Origin of the sequence: Pseudomonas sp. BF-R-26 (assembly GCF_019947395.1) — a bacterium.
GTDB classification, from domain to species: Bacteria; Pseudomonadota; Gammaproteobacteria; order Pseudomonadales; family Pseudomonadaceae; genus Aquipseudomonas; species Aquipseudomonas farris.
Window position 1 is genome coordinate 14,632 of the sequence record NZ_JAGYGK010000021.1, and the last position, 21,030, is coordinate 35,661.

Below are 21,030 nucleotides of genomic sequence, written 5' to 3' on the forward strand. Positions count from 1 at the left end.
GAGTTCTAACTACCAATTAGACGACATGCCATGTCGCGTTTCTTGTTGCGATGGTTTGTCGTATAACGCTCCTTGTCGCCCTGTGGCGCCAACTTCTCCTTGTCGGATACTGAGCCCGATCAAGGCATCATAGAGCTCTTGCTGCCCAGCTGGCAGAACAGGGAGCAACGTCGCACGGCGCTTGTCGACATCGAACCAGGATTCAACCAACCATCCCACCAGATAGAGCGCCGAAAGGCATCCGCCAGCGGTTGCAACGTTCCCCTGGCATACAAGAGGCTGGTCCACGGGCTCAAGTCCCAGAGCTTGCAAGCTCGATCGTGCATCCGGGTGTGTAGTTGCTTGGCCGCTGAGCAGCCCAAGCCGTTCGAGAATGAAAGCTCCGGCGCATATGGAGCCGATTCGCTGGCGTTTGGAGTCAAGTTCAAACGACGGCAGGAAATCTGGGGCGGCAAGTGCAGCGGGTATCCCTTCCTTGCCGCTGACGAACAATACCGCGTCGGCACTATTGGCCTCGGAAAGCGGACCGTGCACCGAAACAGGCAGGCCGTGCGCCGATCGCACGATAGAGCTAGAACCCAATATTCGGACGTGCCAGTCCTCAGTGTTGCGGCCTAGAATGTCCCACATCAGGAATAGGTCGATATCAGTGAATTGGTCGAAAGCAACCAGAACGATTTTCTTCAAGGCGAGCTCCATGAAAAGTGCTGGCGTGCAAAACGCAACGGCCATCTTTGCTGGTGTTCGCAGCGTATCAATCGGTTGCGCACCATACACAGTCTGTATGGCGCTAAATATGGAGCGAAATAACTGGTGAGAAAACTAACTCGTAACCATTGGATCGCCGCTGGTTTTGAGGCCCTCGACCAAATAGGGCATATTGGCGTTTCGGCCGAAAGTCTATCGCGCCGATTGAATGTGACCCGCGGATCGTTCTATCACCATTTCCGCAATCGCGAAGACTTTGTCCGCACCTTGCTGGCCGCTTGGGAAGAAGACTACACGGAGCGCATGCTCGCTTATGCGGCGCAGGGTCGTAGCGCGGGCGAAACCTTGAAACGCTACTTGAGTATTGCCGCTGAGAAACAACCTGGGCGGGAAGTTTCCATCCGAGCCTGGTCGCTGCACGATCCGTTGGTAGGCGAGTTTCAGCAGCGTGTTGACACAAGACGACTGGACTTCGCGATACGGACGTGCCGCCGCTTGGTCCATATGCCAGGCGAAGCAGAAGTGATTGGTCAGGTGGCCCATCTGTGCCTGATTGGTGGTCAACAGGCAGGGCTGCGGCGTGATGCCGCTCGCTTCAACAGTTTCCTGCATCGAGCCTTTTCACTTTTCGAAGGGGCTCTTCCACCGTGGCGGGCCAAGTCATGAGGCTGCTTGAACGCTATTCCCTTCAAGGCAAGCCGCCTAGCTAACGCGATCTACCATATTGGGTCGATGAGGTTGAAATCATCAGCGCCAACACCCCGGCGAACTTTTGATTTAGTAGATGTTTCAGTGCTTCCATCGATCTAATGCATGGCTATAATGTTTTCAAATGTTGTAGCCATGATGGATCATGTTTTTATGAATTTTAGTAATTTTCGCTATTATGTTTGGATATGCTCTCTTGCCCTCGGCTCAGCGGGGCTTTATACGCTAATAGTTGTCGGATGGATAAAGCAGATAGTGCCCTTGGAGGGTGGTGGTTTGCGAGCTGCTTACATTGTGATGTATATAATTATCAGCTTTTTTTGCTTGCGTTTTTATGTTTTCAGGCTAAGGAGTGTTTGGCTTGGCGAGATGATGGATGAAAAGTATATTGGTTTGCGTGGCTCTTGGGTTGGAATTGTCATTGGGGCTACAGTCGGGACCACGATTTTTATTCCGCAGGTGAAGAAAATTGAGTTTTTAGATGGTGTGCCTTATTTGTTATCTGTAGCAGTTATATTTCTTGTTTTTACGTTGATCTTGTTTTTCTTGAGCTTTTATACTGGGCAATCACGGCGTGGGCGATGATTGATCGTTCCCTGCTCATGGTTGATTCGTTTCGATTGTTATATTGCTCTCGTTTATCATTGTATTAATTGTGATGGCGTCGACTAATGTTTCGAAAGCTAAAGCGAGTCTCCCCATTTGTTTGTAGGCTATTTCATAATTGATAGGGTCGTGGTTAAAAAGCTGAGTTGAGTTGGGCTTTCGAGCAAGGGATAATAAGCCGTTTATAGATAAGTGCAAATCCATGGAGTAGTAGGCCATGTTGCCATCGTAAACGCTTCCAAGGCGTTCTTGATAAAACTCTCGCACAGGGCCAACTATACCTGGCACGCCAGGGCCATTGTAGATGTTTCCCACACCTTCATAGATGTTGTTGAAACCGTGTGTGATTAATGGCGCGCTGACTACTATGCCGGCACCTCTTGTTTTTCCTATCTTGGAAACACCTGCCTCAATTTGCATGGCGCCTGCCATAATCCCAACGCCGTTTTGAGCATAAAAAAGTGCCTTGGACGATAACTCGGCATATTCCTTTCTAATCTCTTGTATCCCTTGCCATGCACTGATAACTCCTTCATCAATAGCTTGGATAATCTCGTTAGCATAAGATGAAACAACCGAACTAAATTGAAGTTGCAAAAAACTATCGTACAGTTGCGTAGCACCAATAGAACACCCAAACACCACAAGATCAGACGCGGCTTTGGTCACGTCGTGAATATCACAGCTTTCATCATTCATCCTCGTTCCCCCAAGTGCTATAAGCGCATGTGCCGGCCTGAATGTGCGTCCAGCTAATGTCGCGATAACGAATGGATACCAGTTCTTGTGGTTGTGCATCGTTCATATGAATGGCATGAGGAACTTGAAGGCTGATATGTGCAATTTTCGCCCCCGTGAGTTGTATTGAATAATATTTATCCTGGCCGCCCGCTGGGGATGTTCGATAAAAATGGATCGTGCATTCCACTTCTTCGCGCTCATGAAGTGCACTGGCCAGCAACGGTGAAGATTTATCGATGTTCTTGGTGATCATGATGGGCAGGTGCTTGCCGCGACTACCTGAAACACCGCCGTCGTTGCCTGTAATCATGTTGTGCGAATACGCCAGAATCATGATTTCGTCTTCATGATCGATCTGACATTTGTTACCGATAGAACTCAAGCCGGAGCACCCGGCAGAAATCAAGCCTTGCCGCTTACCGATAATACTCATGTAACCGTGATTAGCCATATATGCCACTCCCTTTAGTCAACTGCTCGCTCTATTCCAAGCGTAACAGTTGCTCTGTCAGGAGAGTTTTTGTTTGATTCAGCGCCCTAAAAAGTTCGGACTATTCTTACAGCGAATAAAGAAATTAGTAATGGAAAACCCCTACATTGCTGCGCGATTAATCACAACTGATGAATGGCGTCAACAGGTAGGTGATCGAGGAAGGTGTCGCAGATTCATCGGGATGTGCAGACCGCAATATTCCTGATTGCCACGATTGACAGCCCCAACGACTTGTAGGAATTTAGCCGCCCGCAGGTAAGGAATATCTGCTGACGGTCAAAAAATGGCCGTTATTCACCACACAAGGGATTGTCTATGCAGGGTTCAAACACCGTTGCTCAACAGGTGTGCGGTCAGCTGGTGCACGAGCATCAGAACACCCCACACATGAACATTGCCCAGCAAATCCTCGAATGCCTGTTTCGACGTCGTAGCCTTGCCCCGGGGCAGGATCACGAGCTTTCGTTGCAGGTGCTGGAACCCCATCTGGCGAAAGTAATGCAGGCGGTCGAGAGCGGTCGCAAGGTCGAAATGGTCTTGCCAGCCTTTCCCGGCAAGTCGCCCAGCCGCAAGAAAACCCTCAGCCATCTACCCGATCTTGCTGAACATCACGCAATCGACGAGTTACATCGCCTGTGCAAGGAGATCCAGGAGATCTACGCACCAGGAGCGCTGATTCATATCTGCTCCGATGGCTATGTGTTCTCTGACTTGGTGCATGTTCCCGATGCAGACGTTAAGGCCTACACCGACTCTATCCAGGACTACGCTGAACAGCACTATCCCGGCACGTTCGCCCATTTCGACCTCAGGGATGCCTATCCTCCGCTTGATTGTCTGGACGCCATGCGTGAGGAGATGATGATTGAGCACGGTCAATCATTGGTCTTGTTGCAGCAGCGTTTCAAGGATGATCCGCACATGATGTTGATGTACTGCGGTATCCATCGCTTTCTTTCCGAGGATTACTCGGGGCTCAAAGTATTCGCCGGCATGAGCCTTAATGCGGTGAAGAAAATCGCCAAGCCGGCCTCGCAGCGGGTGATCCAGCGCAGTGAAGCCTGGAGTGCGCTGTTACAGGCGCGCTACCCGAATTGCCTGCGCCTGTCGATTCACCCGCAACTGGCGGTGTCGACGAAAATCGGTATCCGGTTGGTGCCAACCAGTGACCTGTGGCGTACGCCCTGGCATTCGGTGGCTATCAAGCGGCGAGGTGTGGTCACCCTCGAAAAACGCAGCAATGTCGATGAGCGCTACCACCGCCTGGTGTTTCGCAAGGGGCGTCCTTGTCACTACGCCAGTGCTCAATGATGACGTCTCGGTTGCGGGTCGAAGCCGTACTCTTCGATTTGGATGGGACCTTGGTCGACACCTTGCCTGACATCACGTGGTGCCTGAACCAAGTGTTGCTCGAACACGGTTGCCCGGCGCAGACGGCGCAAACAGTGCGGGGTTACATCGGCGGCGGGGTCACGGCGATGATCGAGCAGCTTGCCACGCAGTTCGGCATAGCCGATGCGGTCGCCCTGCACCAGCGCTATGTGGCGCTGTATCAAAACAACCTTGTTCAATTTTCCCGGCCATTCAGCGGTGTGCTTGCCTTGCTTGAAGGCTGTCGCCAGTTACACGTGCCGCTGGCAATCGTGACCAACAAGACCGAGGACATGGCTCGGCAAGTAACCGATGCGCTGCTTCCACAAAATACCTTCGGGACGATTCTGGGGCATCGCGCGGGCAGGGCGCTCAAACCTCAGCCGGATGTGGCATGGGACGCCGCCCGGCGATTGTCGGTTGATCCGCAACGCTGTTTGTTCGTCGGTGACACCGAGATCGATCTGAAGACCGCCCGTGCTGCAGGCATGTACTCGGCGGCGGTCACCTGGGGATATGGCCTGACCCCAGCATTGCAGGCCCAAGCCCCGAACTTCTGCTGCGAACAGCCGGCCGGGTTGCTGCGCATTCTGCAGCAAGTCTGCGGAACAGCGCATGCGTTCACCGAACATGGCGATACCGTTAAATCCTATTGATACACACACTCTCAAGGAAGTTGTTCTATGGAACATAGAGATGCATGGATCGCTGCTGTCAGCGATTTGCTCGCGGGTTATCTACTGAAAGGCACGGATGATTGTTTCGAAGCACAAGGCAGAGCGCATCTCGCGCTACGCCTGGGACACTGCTTCGATCAGAGCCTGCCAGTGCGTCTGGTGCTGCCAGGCTTTCCCTGCAAGTCGCCGAACGCCACTGACCAGACATTCGGCGTGTTGCCGGATTATGGCGAAGTAATCGCTATCGAGCGCCTCGACCAGCTCGGCCAAGCCATCGCCGCGTTGCACGCACCGGGTTGTGTGGTCTCGATCCTCAGTGACGGAACGACCTTCAACGACATCGTCGGGGTGGCCGACGAGGTTCGCGAGACCTACAACCGGGCTCTGCGTGAACTGTGCACCACCCATACGATTCAGTGGGTCAGCATGGAAGACCTGTTCCCTCAGGCCCAAAGTGCCGAGTCGGTTCGCGCCAGCCTGATCAAGCAGGCCCGTCTGCCCTGGAAAAACCTTGGGGATCTGATCGAGCAGAGCCGGCACGATGAATCCCTCAGCCAGGCACATGACCACCTCTGCAGCCACCTCTACAACGACCTGCGTCTGTGCCGTGAAGACGGGCAGAGCGAGGACGAGTACCTGCAGCAAATCAACTTCAAAGCCTACCAAATGATGTTTCGCGGACAGGCATTGAATGCGGCAGTGGATCGTTTCTTCGGCGATGACATTCGATTGTCGGTCCATCAATACAGCAATGCCGGGCCCAAATTCACCTTCGGCCTGGCAGAAGGGCTGACCCGTGTCGACAGCCCCTGGCATGCCGTGCCGGTGTGCAACATCGATGGCAGCCAGAGCCTTCGCGCACGCGCTCAGGTCGACCTCGACCACCATGTGCTGGTCACTTGGCAAGGGCGGCCGTGGCTCTACCACCAAACAGAAAACCCGCAGGCCAAAGGCTTCGAATACGAACTGCAAAAACTGCCGCTCTTTGGTCTGGTGGTGCGGGATCCGTTGGGGCTGGGTTTCGAACGACTGTCCACCGGTCTGCTCGAAGCACTGGTGGAAACCTTCGGTTTCGTCTGCCTCAAGGGCTGTCGCTTCGACGACCAAGACAGTTTTGCTCGCAGCTGCGAACGCTTCGGCACGCTGTACGAATGGGCCTTCGGCGCCGTGCACGTGGTCAAACCCGCGGACAAACCCCAAGGCGTGGTGCACTCGCTGGAGAAAACGCCGTTGCACTGGGACCTGAACATGCTGCCCGACAGCGACGCACAGGTTCAGCGCAATCCGAAATTCTGCGCCAGTAAATTCATGCTGTATTGCAAGACAGCGCCGCAACCGGGCGAGGGCCAGACCACCATCGTCGACAGCCGAAACGTACTGCGCAAAGTCGGGCAGCAAGTCGCCCGACAATGGCAGGATGTGAACATCACCTACTACACCAAAATGACCTATTTCGGCGGCTCGCCGCGCATGTACAGCCTGGTGGATCATCACCCCCGCAGCGGCGAACTTATCCTGCGTTACCAAGAGGGCACTGATTCGGCACTGCAGACGCTTAGTCAGTCTGTGCAGGATCATGATGAGCAGGCTCAACAGGCGTTGCTGGAACAGGTCAATGCGCTGGTTTATGACCCGGACTGCATGATTGCCCATCAATGGAGTGAGGGTGATTTGGTGCTGATTGATAACTATCGGACGCTGCATGGAAGGCTGCCGATGTCGGCGGGTTCTTCGTCGCGGGAGTTGTGGCGGGTGCAGGTTTACTGATCGCTGTTGTTTTGCGGGCCCTGGAAACAGGGTCTTGCGAGAAGTCTCGAATCATCACTAACCGCTTCGTCATGTTGCCTACACAATTCAGGGAAAAATATACTCTGGACCAGAGAATGACCTGACTGCCCGTCTGTATTCATATGGATACAGTCGAGCAATGAATTATCTTATTCAGCAAACCACAATCTTCGTGGCATGGCATGCCTCGATTCGCGACTTGCGGGCCAAGGTTGCAATCGCTCGTCGCATTGACCGTGCCTCTGCGGGTAATCTAGGCGATATCAAGCCGGTAGGTGATGGTGTCTCCGAAATGCGCGTGGATGTCGGCGCTGGCTATCGGGTTTACTTCACTATGAGAAATGGCGCAGTCATCGTTTTGCTGGCCGGTGGTGACAAGTCTTCGCAAAACACCGATATCCGACGGGCGAAAAAATTGGCAAGGGAGGTTTAAAAATGGGCCACACGTTGACTACCTTCGACATGGCGGCACTACTCGACAGCGACGAAGCCATCAGCGAGTACCTCTCTCAGGTACTGGCAGACGGCGACAACGAAGAATTTCTTCGTGCTATTGGCTACGTGGTAAAGGCCCGTGGCATGACACAAATTGCCAAGGATTCTGGAATGGGCCGCGAAAGCCTGTACAAGGCTTTCGCGCCAGGCGCGAAACCACGTTTTGATACGGTTCTAAAGGTCATCCATGCCCTTGGCATTGATCTCTGCGCACAACCGGGACATGCGGCAAATCACTCGATTGTCTGAGCGCGACCTCGAAAAAGGTGACAGATCTATTTAAACAAATGGATCTGTCACCTTTTTGATTTTACGGCGTATCAAAACCACGCTGCTCAATCACCCGAAACACATCGCTCACATCCTGGACCATGATCCGGGCGATGTTGGTGACGGTGTTGATGTCGTGCTCGGCGTAGTCGGGGAGGCTGGTGCAGGCCATGAGGTTGAGGTATTTGAGGACGGCGTTGAGGCGTTCGCTGAGGCAGTTGTGGAGTTCGCGTAGCGGGGCATCGGCGTCGATGAGGAGGACGGGGTGGTCGGTGGCGTGGTGGGACATCGGGGTGTAGTGGCGGAGCGGGTTGTTCGTGGTCATTGGTAGTTCTCTAAGAAAGTAAATAGAGGTGCCACCTTTTCGCTGCGAAACAATTGGGTGGCAGCTGTACGCGGGTTCGCAGACCGAGAGATGACCTAAACCCGGCAGACTCGAAAGTCTCCCACGCACAACCGCCATGAAATGAAACGCGGGCGAATTTTGCCAGAATTTTCATTCGACGGTGAAGGCCATCTCTCCTTGGGGCTGCGAAACCCTATCGCTAACTGCGGTCAGCGACAGACCCACTCTAGGCAGCCATTTTGGTAGCCGCAACCGGGCTGTAGGACCACACGCGGTCACTGTGGCGAGGGGGCTTGACCCCGTTCGGTGGCGCAGCCACCGCAAAACCGGGCATTGCGATGTGTCTGAGGAAACGGGCTAGCAGGGTTTGGGGCTGCTTCGCAGCCCAGCGGGAGCAAGCTCCCTCGCCACAAACGGTTGTTTCCTACAAGATTCTCAGACTTAAAAATCCTGGCGGCGGCTTCATCAAACGAACACGATTGCAGTTTGTTTCAAACGCAACATTCATTTCAGCGGCCGTTACGGCGTTTAACCCTAGGAGAATCCCATGAATCAAACACTGGAACGCGCCATTGCCATCGCCGCCGCGGCGCATGAGGGGCAGGTGGACAAGGGCGGCGCGCCTTACATCTTGCATCCACTGAGAGTCATGCTGCGGGTGAACACGCTGGAAGAGCGCATCGTCGCGGTGCTGCATGACGTGGTCGAGGATTGCGGCATCAGCTTCGACGATCTGCGTAACGAAGGCTTCAGCGAAACGGTGCTGATGGCGATTGCGTCGGTGACCAAGGTGCCGGACGAGTCCTACGAAGAGTTTGTCGAGCGCGTGGCGCAGAACCCAATCGGGCGGGTGGTGAAACTGGCGGATCTGGAAGAGAACAGCGACTTGTCGCGGATTGCCCAGCCGTCCTGGGAGGATCTGGAGCGCGTTGAGAAGTATCGGCGGGCGATAGGGGTGTTGCGTTCGTAGAGTGGAATTCCAGATTTACTGCGTGCTCATGCTTATAAAACGCCCTTTGCCGGCGACGCATCGGGCTTGGCAATCCAGCCGACATAAGTGAGCCAGAGACCGATCAGCACGGCGACGCCGAAGCCGACTTGCACCAGCAACGGCACCCTCGCCGATACAGCCACGCCACGTTCAATCAGTTGCGGCGCGGCCAGGAGTACAGCGCCGCGAAGAGCCAGGAACCAACCGGACAGGGAAATCACAACCGCCGCGGCGTTCGACCAATATTGATGGAACGCGATGATTAGCAGGCCACCGAACAGCAGCAGGGCGCCGGCAAACCACACGGTGAGCGGGCTCGCGAAGAAGTCGGCCGCCAGTGGCCCCATGTCTGGCGCCCGCACGGCGATGATGCCGGGCACGATGAGCAGCCAAGGCCCAATGACGCGTGCGAATGCGCGGGTGCGCGCTCGGGATTCTGCTGTGGCGGGCATGGGAGTTCCCTCGATCACGTCGCTCGGTGGTTAGGGGAACTCTAGACTCCATTTGCGGGCCTATCGAATATGGCAAGCAAAATGGAAAAGACAGAAACTCCCCAGGAACCGAAGGCGATGTCACGCCGTACGGCCATCACTTATGGGATCGGCCTGCCGCTTGCGCTGCTGGTATTGATCTTCCTGCCGGCTGGCACCATTGCCTGGCGGCCCGGATGGGTATTGCTGATCGTTCTGATTTTGGCTTTGGGCGCGTCAGGCCTTGTCCTGGCGTGGGTCAACCCTGTGATCTTTCGCGCGCGCAGCCGGATTCAGCCAGGCACTAAAAGTTGGGACAAAGCGCTGCTGGCGCTCATATTGCCGACGATGACGGCAGTCCTGCCGGTCGCGGCGATCGATGCCGGGCGTTTCCATTGGTCGGCGGTACCGGCCTGGTTGGTGCTAGGCGGCTACATCGCTGTGCTGGCGGGCATCGCGGTAACAGGCTGGGCGCAGGCAGTGAATCCGTTCTTCGAACCAGGTGTGCGCATCCAGGCCGAGCGGCATCAGCGCGTGATCGATAGTGGCCCTTACCGTTTCGTGCGTCACCCCGGGTACATCGCCGCACTGTTCCTGTTCTTCGGCATGGCCCTTGCGCTGGGTTCGTTCTGGGCACTGGTGCCCGCCGCGCTGGCGTCGGCGTTACTCGTCTTGCGCACGGCATTGGAGGACCAGCTGTTGCGGTCCGAGCTTGCAGGGTATGACGATTACACCCGTCGAGTCCGGTGGAGATTGGTCCCCGGCCTCTGGTGAAGGCCAGGGTTGGATAGTGGTTTCCGAGCGGGAGGAGAGGAGCGCCAAGGCTGGCCGCCCCTTCATGACTTCACACACTGGGCCGGCAAAAAACAACGCTTTTGCTCGCCTGTTACGTTCATATTCAGGTCGAGGAGAACAGCATGAGATCCCGGATCATTGGGCTGCGAGTGGCCGGCACCGTCTACGCACTGATGGCCTTGGCGCAACTGGGGCGCCTGATTATTCGCCCCGAGGTTCTCGTTAATGGGTATCCCATGCCCCTGTGGCCAAGCGTGCTCGCCTTGGTATTGCTCGTAGTATTGAGCGTCTGGATGTGGTCGCTCACACAGTCGCGAGCAGAGTGAGATTCAAGACGATATCTACGCCGATCGGGTAGGCATTTGGATTTGGATGCCATACACGATTTTTCCATTCAACGATTTTTGAAATCGTGGTCTGTCCCGGGATTTCCTTTCGGGTGGTAAACATGACAGTGGTGTTCGAAACTGACGCTCGTGAAATACCGGGACAGACCACAATTTTTCCGTTCAACGAATCGTGGACTGTCATGTGCTGAAGATCAAAAGATCGCAGCCTTCGGCAGCTCCACAAAGGCGTAATCAAGTCCGTCTTGCGGCGTTAGTATTTTTCCATTCTGCAGTCATTCCCCTAGAAAAGAATCGGTCTAAAAACTCCGACCCAGCCTTCGAACGATTTGCTATTCTGAAGCTGTAGGTGAAGACGCAGACTGATGCGCAAAGGGATAGCGAGGAAGCGTGGGGCGCGCTCCCAAGGGTACACGGTTAGAAAGATCTCCGCGCTGAGATCCAGCCCTTATGCCGTGTGAGGCAGAACAGCCGAAAGCAACAATTTTCTGTTCTGTGAGAGGCCCGATAAACCTTGTAAGCCAGAGACCAGCGCTGGCCACCTACATCGATTTCAGAAGCCCGCCTTGTGCGGGCTTTTTCGTGTTTGCGAGCCGGTTAAATTATTTCAGCCCGACGCGTTCTTTGTAGCAGCTGCCGAAGGCTGCGTTCGGCTGCGAAGCAGTCGTAAATTCAGAAATTGCGGTACATCAGGCAGACCGAGTTCACCGGATTCACGACTGCCTTCGCAGCCGAACGCAGCCTCGCGAGCTCGACAGCTGCTACAAGCCTGACGCAGGCTTCGACAGCTGCTACAGATCGCATTACGGCTTAACTCACGGCAATCGCTTTTGCGTTTGGCGCATGTACGCTTGGTTTCTCACGCTCTGCCTGTCCAACGTGAGCCGCAAAGCCAGACTGATCCGAAGCAACTTCCGCGCGCAATGTGAGTTGCGGAATGTCATACGCCCCAGCATTCTGCGGTCGGAAAGGAATCGGTGCGGTCTTCCATAGGTCATCAAGCCGTTGGCCGAGCGCGTCGCAGGTCGTCGAAAATCTCGCTTCATCCATGCGGCTGGTCCGATAGATCACGAACGGTGGCAGCACGTCGAAGCCGGGGTAAAACAGTACGCCGTGCTGGATGGGGAATAACAGATCATCGATGGGCCCATTGATGCCCCGAGGGCTGTAATGAGACTCCCATCCACCTGCAGTGACGATCAGCATCGCCCGTTTGCCCGCCAGCGTACCTTCCCCATAGCGGTTGCCCCAGCGCGCATCGGAGTGTTCCCCCACGCCATAGGCAAACCCATAGGCATAGACGCGTTCCACCCAGCCTTTGAGGATCGCCGGCATCGAGAACCACCACAGCGGAAACTGCAGAATGACGGCATCGGCCCAGAGCAGTTTTTCCTGTTCGAGGACGATGTCCTGGCTTTGTCGACCCTCTTCAAACGCATGCTTTGAGTCCAGCGAAGGATTGAACCGCGATTCGGCTGGCCGGCCAGGACTGTCATCGGCATCCAGTGAGGCTTTCCAGTCCATCGCGTATAGATCGGAGACCTGCACCTGGTGGCCGGCGGCCTCCAGGCGTTTGACAGTAAAGTCCTTGAGCGAACCGTTCAATGATTTGGGTTCGGGATGGGCATAAACAAGCAGAACTTTCATGGCTGAGTCTCCAGTGTCAGGAGCCAGCAGAATCAGACTTTAGCCGGTATATTGGAAATGAATAACCAATATGCCAGGTATTGCCATGAATAATCTGCGACGCCTGGACATCAATCTGCTGCTGACCCTTGATGTCTTGCTCTCGGAACACAACGTGACCCGTGCGGCGCAACGCCTGAATTTGTCTCAACCGTCGGTGAGTGTTCATCTCGCCAAGTTGAGGGACATTTTCGGTGATCCTCTGTTGCTGCCAGGACCACGGGGCATGCGGCCCACGGCTCGGGCTGATGAGTTGCGCGAGCCGTTGCGTCAGGCCCTGGAAGCCCTGGAGCGCGCCGTGTCGCCCGCCAGCCCTTTCAACCCGGCCGAGGCACGGCAGACGTGGAATGTCATGGCGTCCGACTACGGTGAGACGACTATCGTTTTGCCTGCGTTAGCCGGGCTGCGTTCGGCAGCACCGGGCACGCGTTTGGCGGTGTTTGACCTGGTTCCGTCACAGATCGCCAAGCAAGCGGAGCAGGGGGCAATCGATCTGGCTTTTCACACCAGCGAGGACGCGCCCCTCGGGTTGCGACGTCGCGCGTTGTTTACCGAGCAGTATGTTTTGGTGGGCCGTGCCGGGCATCCGCAGTTGAAAAAGCGGCCGACACTTGCGCAATTCTGCGAGCTCGACCACGTGATCGTGTCACGGGATGGTGGAAGTTTTCAGGGTGTCACCGACCAGGCGCTTTCGGCGGTGGGCATGACGCGCCGGGTGGTGCTTTCAGTCCCGCATTTCCTGTTTGTGCGGTCGGTGGTGGAGAGCACAGACATGGTGGCGATGCTGCCGTCGCGGCTGGTTCGCGATGCGGGGGCGCTGGAGGTGGTCGAGCCACCGCTTGAAGTCCCGGGTTACGAGATGTCGATGCTCTGGCCCGAGCGTGTTCATCGCGACCCTGCGCATCAATGGTTGCGCGAGTTCATCGTGAGTGCGTTGTGAGGGGCATCAGTTGACCACAATCCTGTGGGAGCGGGCTTGCCCGCGATGGCGGTTGCACATCCAGCATTGATGTCTCCTGACACACCGCCTTCGCGGGCAAGCCCGCTCCCACAGGTTTCGCGTGTGCCATTTGACCCGTTTTCCCTTCTGCTGCCGGTTGTGTTCATCCCGGTGTTTGGCTAATCTCGCATAAACACGCAAAAACAGGCGTAACCATGCAAACCGAGCATTCCCCCGCCGAACTCCCGCAGCTGCGCCGTCAGAAAATCCTGCTGATCCTCGAACGCGACGGCAAGGTCATGGCCTCCGAATTGAGCCAGCATTTCGCCGTGTCCGAAGACACCATCCGCCGGGACTTGTCGGAGCTGGCCAGCGCCGGGCTGGTGCAGCGGGTACACGGCGGGGCGCTGCCGCGGCCCAAGGACACGGGCAAGGATTACTTCACCCGGGTTGGCGAAACCGATGAAGTGAAAACCCGGCTGGCCCAACTCGCCGCACGCCGGGTCAAAGATGGCCAGATCGTGATTTTCGATTCCGGCAGCACCACACTGCAGATCGCACGCTCGCTACCCGCAGACATCTGCATCACGGCCATCACCGCGTCGCCAATGATCGCGATCACCCTCGCCGAATACAAAGGCATCACGGTTATCGTCGCCGGTGGTCAGCTCAACCCCGTGACTATGTCTTCCGGCGGCCATGAAGCGCTGCGGCTGATCGAGGGCATCAAGGCCGACCTGGTGTTCACCGGGGTCTGCGCCATTCATCCGGAAGTCGGCATCAGCTCGCTGCATTTCGATGAGGTGCCGGTGAAGCAGGCGATGCTCGCCAGCGCTTCTCATGTGATTGCCGTCACCACCGCAGACAAACTGGGGGCGGTGGAGCCCTTCGTTGTTGCGCCTTGCAACCGCGTGCATACCCTGATCACCGAGCGTCACGTGGCCTCGGGCAATGTCGAGGATTATCAAAAACTGGGGATCGAGGTGGTGCAGGTAGACGCTTGAGTGTCATCGCGGTCAGCGCTGCATGGGTTACGCTGATAGCTACGACGGGAGGAATGCAGTCATGACTGAGCGCCATATGATCCACTCGGAAACGCTATCGAACGGATGCACGATCAAGGTTAAGGCCGAGATATTGAGAGACGGTTCGCTGGGGATGTTCATCGGTGTCTACTGGCCGGACGGTTCGGCCATCGTTGAGGACAACCATCCGTCGCCGCATCTGCTGGACATGGAGGCCGCGCTGGACTGGGCCATCGAAAAAGCCAAAACCATCGGCAATAGCCAAAGAACGCTGTAAGGCCCGGCGATAACTGAATCATTGATTGGCTGGAAGGTCGTAGCTATGGGTTTGAACGCACTGCGATTTATTTCGCGGGAAGCGTCACCTCATCCCCGCAGCTCTGACCTTTTAGGACGTTCAAATGAAGCGCACCGCGATAATGACCCTGGCCATTGCAAGTACCCTCCTGTTGGGAGGTTGCTTTCCTCACTGGGAAGATGACGACAGGTACGATCGGGATCACCGCCGTGAATACCGTCGCGACCATGACCGAGGCTATGACCAACGTGATGGTCGAGGGTATGACCGGGATTACGACCGTCGTGATGATCGCCGTCGTTATCGCGATCGGGACCGCGATGACCGGGACGACGATTGATACTTGCCGTCAGCCTTCAGAGCGGAGGGCACCACCGCTCTGATCTGCCGTTGGTTATGCGAGGCCCAACCATGGGAATTCTGCCTGGACATTTCACTCGGCGCCTCGGCCAATGGCTGATCGCGTCGAGTATCGGCCTGACCGCCGTAACGCTCGATGCACAGGCGCAAACCCCACCTCAAGCCACTCAGGAAATAAACAGCTTGCTGGACTTTGTCGAGCACAGCGAGTGCCGGTTTGTGCGTAATGGAAGCGAATACCCGGGCGCTGAGGCCCGGGTACATTTGCAGAAGAAGCTGACGTACCTCGAAGACAGGAACAAGGTCAACAGCGCAGAAGACTTCATCGAACTGGCGGCCAGCCAAAGCAGTATGAGTGGCCGCGCCTATGAAGTGCGCTGTCCGGCAGGCGTACAACCGGCCAGCCTCTGGCTGAAGACTGAGCTACAGAGGCAACGGCAAAGTCATTGATTCCCTCTTGATAGGCTAGCGCAGCAGATGCACCGTCAGCCCGATCAGCCCGCACCCCATCAGTACTTCGATCACACCCCGCTTGAAGCGGAACAAGGCAATGGCCGCTGCAATGGCGATCAGCGCCGAAGGCCAGTCGAGTGGATCGCCGAAGCCGTTGGGCCAGAGCACGTGGTAGCCGAAGAAACACGCCAGATTAAGAATCACGCCGACCACCGCCGCGGTAATCGCGGTCAGCGGCGCGGTGAGCCTGAGTTCGTTGTGGGTCGACTCCACCAGCGGACCGCCAGCAAAGATAAACAGGAACGAAGGCAGGAAGGTGAACCAGGTCACCAGCGTGGCGGCGAGGGCGCCGGCCAGGAACACATGATCGGGGCCGAACACCTGATGAACATAGGCGCCGATAAAACCAACGAAGGCCACCACCATGATCAGCGGCCCGGGGGTGGTTTCGCCGAGCGCCAGGCCATCGATCATCTGCGTGGGTGTCAGCCAGCCATAGTGACCGACAGCGCCCTGATACACATAGGGCAGCACGGCATACGCGCCGCCGAACGTCAGCAACGCCGCTTTGGTAAAGAACCAGGCCATCTGGGTCAGGGTGCCTTCCCAGCCGAACAGCGCGGTGAGAATCCCCATCGGCAATACCCACAAAACAACACCCACCAGCAACAGGCGCAGCAATTTAAAACTGCTGAAGCGGGCGTGCTCGGGAGTCGGGGTATCGTCGTCGATCAACGCCGGGCCGAAGGATTTTTTCGCAGCGCCGTGGCCCCCGGTCTGGAACCTTTCAGGCGCCAGACGTCCGCCGACATAACCGATGATCGCGGCGCCCAGCACAATCAACGGGAAGGGCACATTGAACACGAAGATGGCCGTGAATGAAGCCGCGGCGATTCCCCACAGCCAGTTGTTCTTCAGGGCCCGCGAGCCGATCCGGTGAGCCGCCTGCACCACAATGGCGGTCACGGCCGGCTTGATCCCATAGAAAAGCCCGGCCACCACCGGCACTTCGCCAAAGGCGATGTACACCCAGGACAACGCGATCAGGATGAACAGCGAAGGCAGCACAAACAGCGCGCCGGCAATCAGGCCGCCCCACGTGCGGTGCATCAGCCAACCGATGTAGGTCGCCAGCTGCTGAGCCTCCGGCCCAGGCAGCAACATGCAGTAGTTGAGGGCATGCAGAAAACGCCGTTCCGAGATCCAGCGTCGGCGCTCCACCAACTCCTGGTGCATGATCGAGATCTGTCCGGCCGGCCCGCCGAAACTGATGAAGCCGAGCTTCAGCCAGAAGAGAAACGCTTCCCGCAGGCTGATGGCCTCAGGCTTCGACACGTCCTGTTCGACGGTCGAAGAGGGTGCTTTATTCAAATGACGATTCCTTTTTCAACTGTCGATTCAAGCCTTCACGGCGTCCCAAACATCGCCGTCCAGTAAATCCCCGCGTCACTTTTCGGGTCCACCGCATAGGCCGCACCCAGCTCGCGAAATTGCGGGTTCATCAGATTGGCGCAATGGCCCGGGCTGGCCAGCCAGCCATCGACCACTTTGCGCACCGTGTCTTGCCCGGCAGCGATGTTCTCGCCGACCTGCTGGCCCGCATAACCGGCCAATTCAGCCCGATCACCCGGCGTGCGTCCATCGCGGTCCTTGTGATCGAAATAGTTATTGTTGGCCATGGCCCGGCTGTGGGTCTCGGCCGCGGAGCCCAGTGTGGCGTTCCACGCCAGCGGCGTCGTGGCGGTAAAGGCTTGGGTGCCGCACTGGCGCGTTTGAGCGCGGGCGCTGTTCATCGCTTCAAGCAGTTTTTGTCCCTCTGCCTGCCAGTCGCCCAAACGCCCGGTCAACAGCGGACGCGCCAGCACGATGCGCCACTCACGGCCATCGCGGCTGACGCCGATGTCTACGAATTGCGGGTCCAGCACCACTTGGCAGAAGCTCTCCTGAATCGCCTTCATGGCGGACGGTGCATCACGCGGGCCGGACAGGCTGATCGCTTGCACATTTACCATCGGATAAGCCGCGCGGGCCAGTGCCTGCTGCAAGTCGCCGATGCTGTTGGCGGACAGGACGAGGCGCGGATCGCTCGCCAGCGGCGGCAACTCCGAAGACGCCTGGCCGCCGCAGCGCTGCGCCTGGCTACGGTAAACGTTGATCGACTCGACCAGCTGCGTTTCATCGGTCGCCGAGGCGGCGACGCTGAACACCAGCCCGAATGACAACACGGCAAGATGCAAAACGGATGACAGGCTGCGCATGAAATTCTCCCTTGAACGGACTAGGGGGGCGTTCTCAATTAGTTTCCCCGCCGCGTTGTCGCCTTAAAGCGGGCCAGGCAAGGCGCAGGCCGCTGGAAATGGTTGTTCCCTTTCCAAGGCCTGCAACGCAGGCTGGCCCGCTTTAAGGCACAACCCGAAGGGCCGGGCCTGCTGTTGTGCAGGGCTGCGTTGCTCGAAGCTTATTTGGAATGACCAAACTACGCTTCTCGCGCCTTGCCCTGCACAACAGCAGACCCGGCGCGGCGGGGAAACTAATTGAGAACGCCCCCTTTGCCCATGATGCGCGATTTCACCCCTGCGAACGCAATGCCTTTTTGCACTGAAACGCGTTTATTGTCAGGCGGCTGGAATGACTTGCGACGACTACAATCACAGCAGGTCAGCGCTACAAAATCGCCGTTTCATTGCTCAAGCCAGTGTCATCGGAAGGATCGATAATGCGATTAAAATGGGTAGTCACCTGCTTCGCAATCATCCTTCTAGGAGGCCAGGTGTTGGCGACTGAGCAGGAGCAAAAACAGGAAGTGGCCGAAGACAAGGCGCAGGTCCTGGAAGAGAAAGCCGCCGAGAAGGACAGCGAGCTTCCGGTGCCCAAGTCCGCGGTCATCACCCCCTCCGAAGCGCAGGCGGTCGATCCGGCAGGCGCAGCCCCTCTGGACGATGCAATCACCTGCTTTGCACGCAGCATCTATTGGGAAGCCAAAGGTGTGGCACCTGCCAACATGGAAGCCGTCGCCAGCGTGGTCATGAACCGGCTCGGCCAGGAGGGTTTTCCCGATACGGTGTGCGCCGTGGTCAAGCAAGGTTCTGAAACGGGCTCCTGCCAGTTTTCGTGGTGGTGCGACGGACGTGCGGATCAGGTAAAGGAAGACGACGAATATGCTCTCGCCAAGGAAATCGCGCGCAAGGCACTCAACAAGCAACTCACGGACCGAACCCATGGTGCTTTGTATTTCCACGACAGAACGGTGAAACCTGCCTGGGCGAAGAAATACACCAGGACGGCCGAGACCCGGAAGTTTCTGTTCTATAAACCTCGTGGCGGGACGGCGAAGTAGGTGCGAGTCGCTGGCGGAGCGTGCTGCCGGTAGAATTTTACGGATTCTTTACGGTGGATATTCTTCCTCGCAACGATACTTGCCGCGTTTTTTTGGTCATCAATATGCCTGTAATTTTTCGTCCTTATCAAGCCGTTGGATCTCATGGCGGCCGAGTCGAAACGTCTACCCAGTGCCCCCGCAAACCCTATTTTCCTCAATTTTCGAGAAGCGACCCATGAGCGAAACAGCAATCCCTGCCCATGAAGAATCCCACTCCAAAACCTCGGGAGTGGGTTTGCTTGTCGCCGCGGTGGGCGTGGTTTATGGGGATATCGGCACCAGTCCTCTTTACACCCTCAAAGAAGTGTTCGCCGGTCACTACGGAGTGCAGGCCAATCACGACGGTGTACTGGGCATTCTGTCGTTGATCTTCTGGTCATTGATCTGGGTCGTCTCGATCAAGTACGTGCTGTTTATCCTTCGTGCCGACAACCAGGGCGAAGGGGGCATCATGGCCTTGACGGCACTGGCACGTCGGGCCGCTGCGCCGTATCCGAAAATGAGCAGGGTGCTGGTATTGCTTGGCCTGTTTGGCGCGGCACTTTTTTACGGCGACAGCATGATCACCCCGGCCATCTCGGTGCTCTCTGCGGTTGAAGGGCTACAGCTTGCGTTCGAAGGCATTGAGCATTGGGTGGTGCCGCTGTCCCTGGTCGTCCTGGTAGCGCTGTTCCTGATACAGAAACATGGCACGGCTCGTATCGGCATATTGTTCGGCCCGGTCATGGTGCTGTGGTTTGTGGTGTTGGGCACACTCGGCATTTACGGCATCTTGCAACGGCCGGAAGTTCTGCAAGCGCTGAATCCTGCGTGGGCGGTGCAATTTTTCGTGGTTCATCCGGGCATTGGCGTCGCCATTCTGGGCGCCGTCGTGTTGGCATTGACCGGTGCTGAAGCACTGTATGCCGACATGGGCCATTTCGGTCGCAAACCCATTGCTCGTGCCTGGTTCATCCTGGTGCTCCCCGGCCTGCTACTCAACTACTTTGGCCAAGGCGCGCTGATTCTCGGGAACCCTGAAGCGGTACGTAATCCGTTCTATCTATTGGCACCTGACTGGGCGTTGCTGCCGATGGTCGCGCTCTCGACACTGGCCACCATCATCGCCTCCCAGGCCGTGATTTCCGGCGCATTCTCACTGACTCGCCAGGCTATTCAGCTGGGTTACGTGCCTCGTATGTTTATCCAGCACACCTCCAGTCAGGAGCAGGGGCAGATTTACATCGGCATGGTGAACTGGGCGCTGATGGTCGGCGTTGTGTTGCTGGTCATCGGCTTTGAATCGTCCAGTGCGCTGGCGGCGGCTTATGGCGTGGCGGTGACGGGAACCATGCTGATTACCACCATTCTGTCCTCGGCCGTTGTATTGCTGCTGTGGAAAACACCCCGTTGGCTGGCTATTCCGATGCTGTTGGGTTTTCTCCTGGTGGACAGCCTGTATTTCGCCGCCAATGCTCCGAAGATTTTCCAGGGCGGTGCGTTCCCGGTGATTGCCGGTATTGCCCTGTTCATTTTGATGACCACCTGGAAACGGGGCCGAAAGATCATTGTCGAGCGACTGGACGAAACCTCGCTACCGCTGCCGTTGTTCATCAGCAGCATCGGCTCGCAACCACCCCATCGTGTGCAGGGTACCGCGGTATTTCTGACGGCCAGGGCTGATGCTGTCCCGCATGCCCTCTTGCATAACCTGTTGCATAACCAGGTTCTGCACGAGCAGGTGGTGTTGCTCACCGTAGTGTCTGAAGACAGCCCGCGTGTGGCTGCGGATCGGCGATTCGAGGTCGAAGCTTATGGTGAAGGGTTCTTTCGAGTGAGTCTGCACTTTGGTTTTATCGAGGAGCCCGACGTACCTCTGGCGTTGAGCCTTTGCCATTTGAAAGAGCTGGATTTCAGTCCGATGCGCACCACTTACTTCCTCAGCCGAGAGACGGTCATCCCGACCAAACGCATCGGCATGGCTCGATGGCGCGAAAGCCTGTTCGCGTTTTTGCTGAAGAACGCCAACAGCAATCTCAAATACTTCAAATTGCCGCTCAATCGTGTGATAGAGCTGGGCACGCAGGTTGAGATGTAGACGGCA

25 protein-coding genes are annotated in these 21,030 nt (G+C 56.7%); 17 read left to right on the forward strand and 8 right to left on the reverse strand.

Annotation, left to right across the window (positions count from 1 at the left end; translation table 11 throughout):
- Positions 1-9: 9 nt before the first annotated feature.
- A complete protein-coding gene (locus tag KGB18_RS26485) occupies positions 10-687 on the reverse strand; it encodes a DJ-1/PfpI family protein (RefSeq protein WP_223570734.1) in 678 nt (225 codons plus the stop codon).
- Between the two features lie 126 nt (positions 688-813).
- Here KGB18_RS26485 and KGB18_RS26490 point away from each other — a divergent pair, with 126 nt between their 5' ends.
- Complete coding sequence (locus KGB18_RS26490) at positions 814-1,374, forward strand: TetR/AcrR family transcriptional regulator (protein ID WP_223570735.1); 561 nt, start codon at positions 814-816, stop codon at positions 1,372-1,374.
- Between the two features lie 147 nt (positions 1,375-1,521).
- Positions 1,522-2,001: a hypothetical protein gene (locus tag KGB18_RS26495; RefSeq protein ID WP_223570736.1), complete on the forward strand. Its 480-nt coding sequence runs from the start codon at positions 1,522-1,524 to the stop codon at positions 1,999-2,001.
- A 15-nt stretch (positions 2,002-2,016) separates the two neighbouring features.
- Here the strand turns inward: KGB18_RS26495 and KGB18_RS26500 are convergent, their stop codons facing one another.
- Positions 2,017-2,721, reverse strand: a complete 705-nt coding sequence (locus tag KGB18_RS26500; RefSeq protein WP_223570737.1) for a DUF4225 domain-containing protein — start codon at positions 2,719-2,721, stop codon at positions 2,017-2,019.
- Positions 2,714-3,214, reverse strand: a complete 501-nt coding sequence (locus KGB18_RS26505) for an Hcp family type VI secretion system effector (protein WP_223570738.1) — start codon at positions 3,212-3,214, stop codon at positions 2,714-2,716. The genes KGB18_RS26500 and KGB18_RS26505 overlap by 8 nt, the downstream gene beginning before the upstream one ends.
- A 357-nt stretch (positions 3,215-3,571) precedes the next feature.
- Here KGB18_RS26505 and KGB18_RS26510 point away from each other — a divergent pair, with 357 nt between their 5' ends.
- The 5 genes from KGB18_RS26510 to KGB18_RS26530 all read left to right on the forward strand — a co-directional run bounded on the left by KGB18_RS26510 (position 3,572) and on the right by KGB18_RS26530 (position 7,836).
- On the forward strand, positions 3,572-4,567 hold the full coding sequence (locus KGB18_RS26510; RefSeq protein ID WP_123720011.1) for an isocyanide synthase family protein: 996 nt from the start codon (positions 3,572-3,574) through the stop codon (positions 4,565-4,567).
- Positions 4,567-5,283 (forward strand): HAD family hydrolase, encoded by a 717-nt coding sequence (locus KGB18_RS26515; protein ID WP_123720012.1) that lies wholly within the window; start codon positions 4,567-4,569, stop codon positions 5,281-5,283. Before KGB18_RS26510 ends, KGB18_RS26515 begins: the two co-directional genes overlap by 1 nt.
- Positions 5,284-5,310: 27 nt before the next feature.
- On the forward strand, positions 5,311-7,071 hold the full coding sequence (locus tag KGB18_RS26520) for an isocyanide synthase family protein (protein ID WP_223570740.1): 1,761 nt from the start codon (positions 5,311-5,313) through the stop codon (positions 7,069-7,071).
- Positions 7,072-7,231: 160 nt separating this feature from the next.
- The gene (locus KGB18_RS26525; RefSeq protein ID WP_123720014.1) at positions 7,232-7,525 is read left to right on the forward strand and encodes a type II toxin-antitoxin system RelE/ParE family toxin; all 294 of its coding nucleotides are present in this window, start codon (positions 7,232-7,234) and stop codon (positions 7,523-7,525) included.
- A gap of 2 nt (positions 7,526-7,527) precedes the next feature.
- On the forward strand, positions 7,528-7,836 hold the full coding sequence (locus KGB18_RS26530) for an addiction module antidote protein (RefSeq protein ID WP_095053372.1): 309 nt from the start codon (positions 7,528-7,530) through the stop codon (positions 7,834-7,836).
- Positions 7,837-7,897: 61 nt separating this feature from the next.
- Here KGB18_RS26530 and KGB18_RS26535 read toward each other — a convergent pair whose 3' ends face one another.
- Positions 7,898-8,182: a hypothetical protein gene (locus tag KGB18_RS26535; RefSeq protein WP_201060168.1), complete on the reverse strand. Its 285-nt coding sequence runs from the start codon at positions 8,180-8,182 to the stop codon at positions 7,898-7,900.
- Between the two features lie 568 nt (positions 8,183-8,750).
- On the opposite strand from KGB18_RS26535, the gene KGB18_RS26540 reads away from it, so the two are divergent.
- Entirely contained in the window at positions 8,751-9,173 is a 423-nt protein-coding gene (locus tag KGB18_RS26540) for an HD domain-containing protein (RefSeq protein ID WP_123720016.1), read from the forward strand.
- A 32-nt stretch (positions 9,174-9,205) separates the two neighbouring features.
- Here KGB18_RS26540 and KGB18_RS26545 read toward each other — a convergent pair whose 3' ends face one another.
- Positions 9,206-9,646 (reverse strand): hypothetical protein, encoded by a 441-nt coding sequence (locus KGB18_RS26545; RefSeq protein WP_123720017.1) that lies wholly within the window; start codon positions 9,644-9,646, stop codon positions 9,206-9,208.
- Positions 9,647-9,763: 117 nt separating this feature from the next.
- Between KGB18_RS26545 and KGB18_RS26550 the strand changes: the two genes are divergently transcribed.
- Positions 9,764-10,438: a methyltransferase family protein gene (locus KGB18_RS26550; protein ID WP_123720018.1), complete on the forward strand. Its 675-nt coding sequence runs from the start codon at positions 9,764-9,766 to the stop codon at positions 10,436-10,438.
- Between the two features lie 143 nt (positions 10,439-10,581).
- Positions 10,582-10,785: a hypothetical protein gene (locus tag KGB18_RS26555; protein WP_123720019.1), complete on the forward strand. Its 204-nt coding sequence runs from the start codon at positions 10,582-10,584 to the stop codon at positions 10,783-10,785.
- Between the two features lie 831 nt (positions 10,786-11,616).
- Here the strand turns inward: KGB18_RS26555 and KGB18_RS26560 are convergent.
- A complete protein-coding gene (locus KGB18_RS26560) occupies positions 11,617-12,453 on the reverse strand; it encodes an NAD(P)H-dependent oxidoreductase (protein ID WP_123720020.1) in 837 nt (278 codons plus the stop codon).
- Between the two features lie 85 nt (positions 12,454-12,538).
- Between KGB18_RS26560 and KGB18_RS26565 the strand changes: the two genes are divergently transcribed.
- The 5 genes from KGB18_RS26565 (at position 12,539) to KGB18_RS26585 (ending at position 15,565) form a co-directional block, all read left to right on the forward strand.
- On the forward strand, positions 12,539-13,432 hold the full coding sequence (locus KGB18_RS26565; protein ID WP_123720031.1) for a LysR family transcriptional regulator: 894 nt from the start codon (positions 12,539-12,541) through the stop codon (positions 13,430-13,432).
- A 215-nt stretch (positions 13,433-13,647) separates the two neighbouring features.
- Positions 13,648-14,436: a DeoR/GlpR family DNA-binding transcription regulator gene (locus KGB18_RS26570; RefSeq protein WP_123720021.1), complete on the forward strand. Its 789-nt coding sequence runs from the start codon at positions 13,648-13,650 to the stop codon at positions 14,434-14,436.
- A 61-nt stretch (positions 14,437-14,497) separates the two neighbouring features.
- Positions 14,498-14,734 carry a hypothetical protein gene (locus KGB18_RS26575; RefSeq protein ID WP_007904583.1) on the forward strand — a complete coding sequence of 79 codons (237 nt, stop codon included), beginning with the start codon at positions 14,498-14,500 and terminating at the stop codon, positions 14,732-14,734.
- 124 nt (positions 14,735-14,858) lie between these two features.
- The gene (locus KGB18_RS26580) at positions 14,859-15,095 is read left to right on the forward strand and encodes a hypothetical protein (RefSeq protein WP_080772176.1); all 237 of its coding nucleotides are present in this window, start codon (positions 14,859-14,861) and stop codon (positions 15,093-15,095) included.
- A 71-nt stretch (positions 15,096-15,166) separates the two neighbouring features.
- Positions 15,167-15,565 carry a DUF5329 domain-containing protein gene (locus KGB18_RS26585; RefSeq protein WP_123720022.1) on the forward strand — a complete coding sequence of 133 codons (399 nt, stop codon included), beginning with the start codon at positions 15,167-15,169 and terminating at the stop codon, positions 15,563-15,565.
- A gap of 15 nt (positions 15,566-15,580) precedes the next feature.
- On the opposite strand, the gene chrA is transcribed toward KGB18_RS26585, so the two are convergent.
- Both chrA and KGB18_RS26595 read right to left on the reverse strand, forming a co-directional pair.
- Positions 15,581-16,939: a chromate efflux transporter gene (chrA, locus tag KGB18_RS26590; RefSeq protein ID WP_123720023.1), complete on the reverse strand. Its 1,359-nt coding sequence runs from the start codon at positions 16,937-16,939 to the stop codon at positions 15,581-15,583.
- A 35-nt stretch (positions 16,940-16,974) separates the two neighbouring features.
- Entirely contained in the window at positions 16,975-17,826 is an 852-nt protein-coding gene (locus KGB18_RS26595) for a CAP domain-containing protein (protein ID WP_123720024.1), read from the reverse strand.
- A 458-nt stretch (positions 17,827-18,284) separates the two neighbouring features.
- Between KGB18_RS26595 and KGB18_RS26600 the strand changes: the two genes are divergently transcribed.
- Positions 18,285-18,905, forward strand: coding sequence for a cell wall hydrolase (locus tag KGB18_RS26600; RefSeq protein ID WP_123720025.1), 621 nt, complete (start codon positions 18,285-18,287; stop codon positions 18,903-18,905).
- A gap of 217 nt (positions 18,906-19,122) precedes the next feature.
- Entirely contained in the window at positions 19,123-21,024 is a 1,902-nt protein-coding gene (locus tag KGB18_RS26605) for a potassium transporter Kup (protein WP_123720026.1), read from the forward strand.
- Positions 21,025-21,030: the final 6 nt, after the last annotated feature.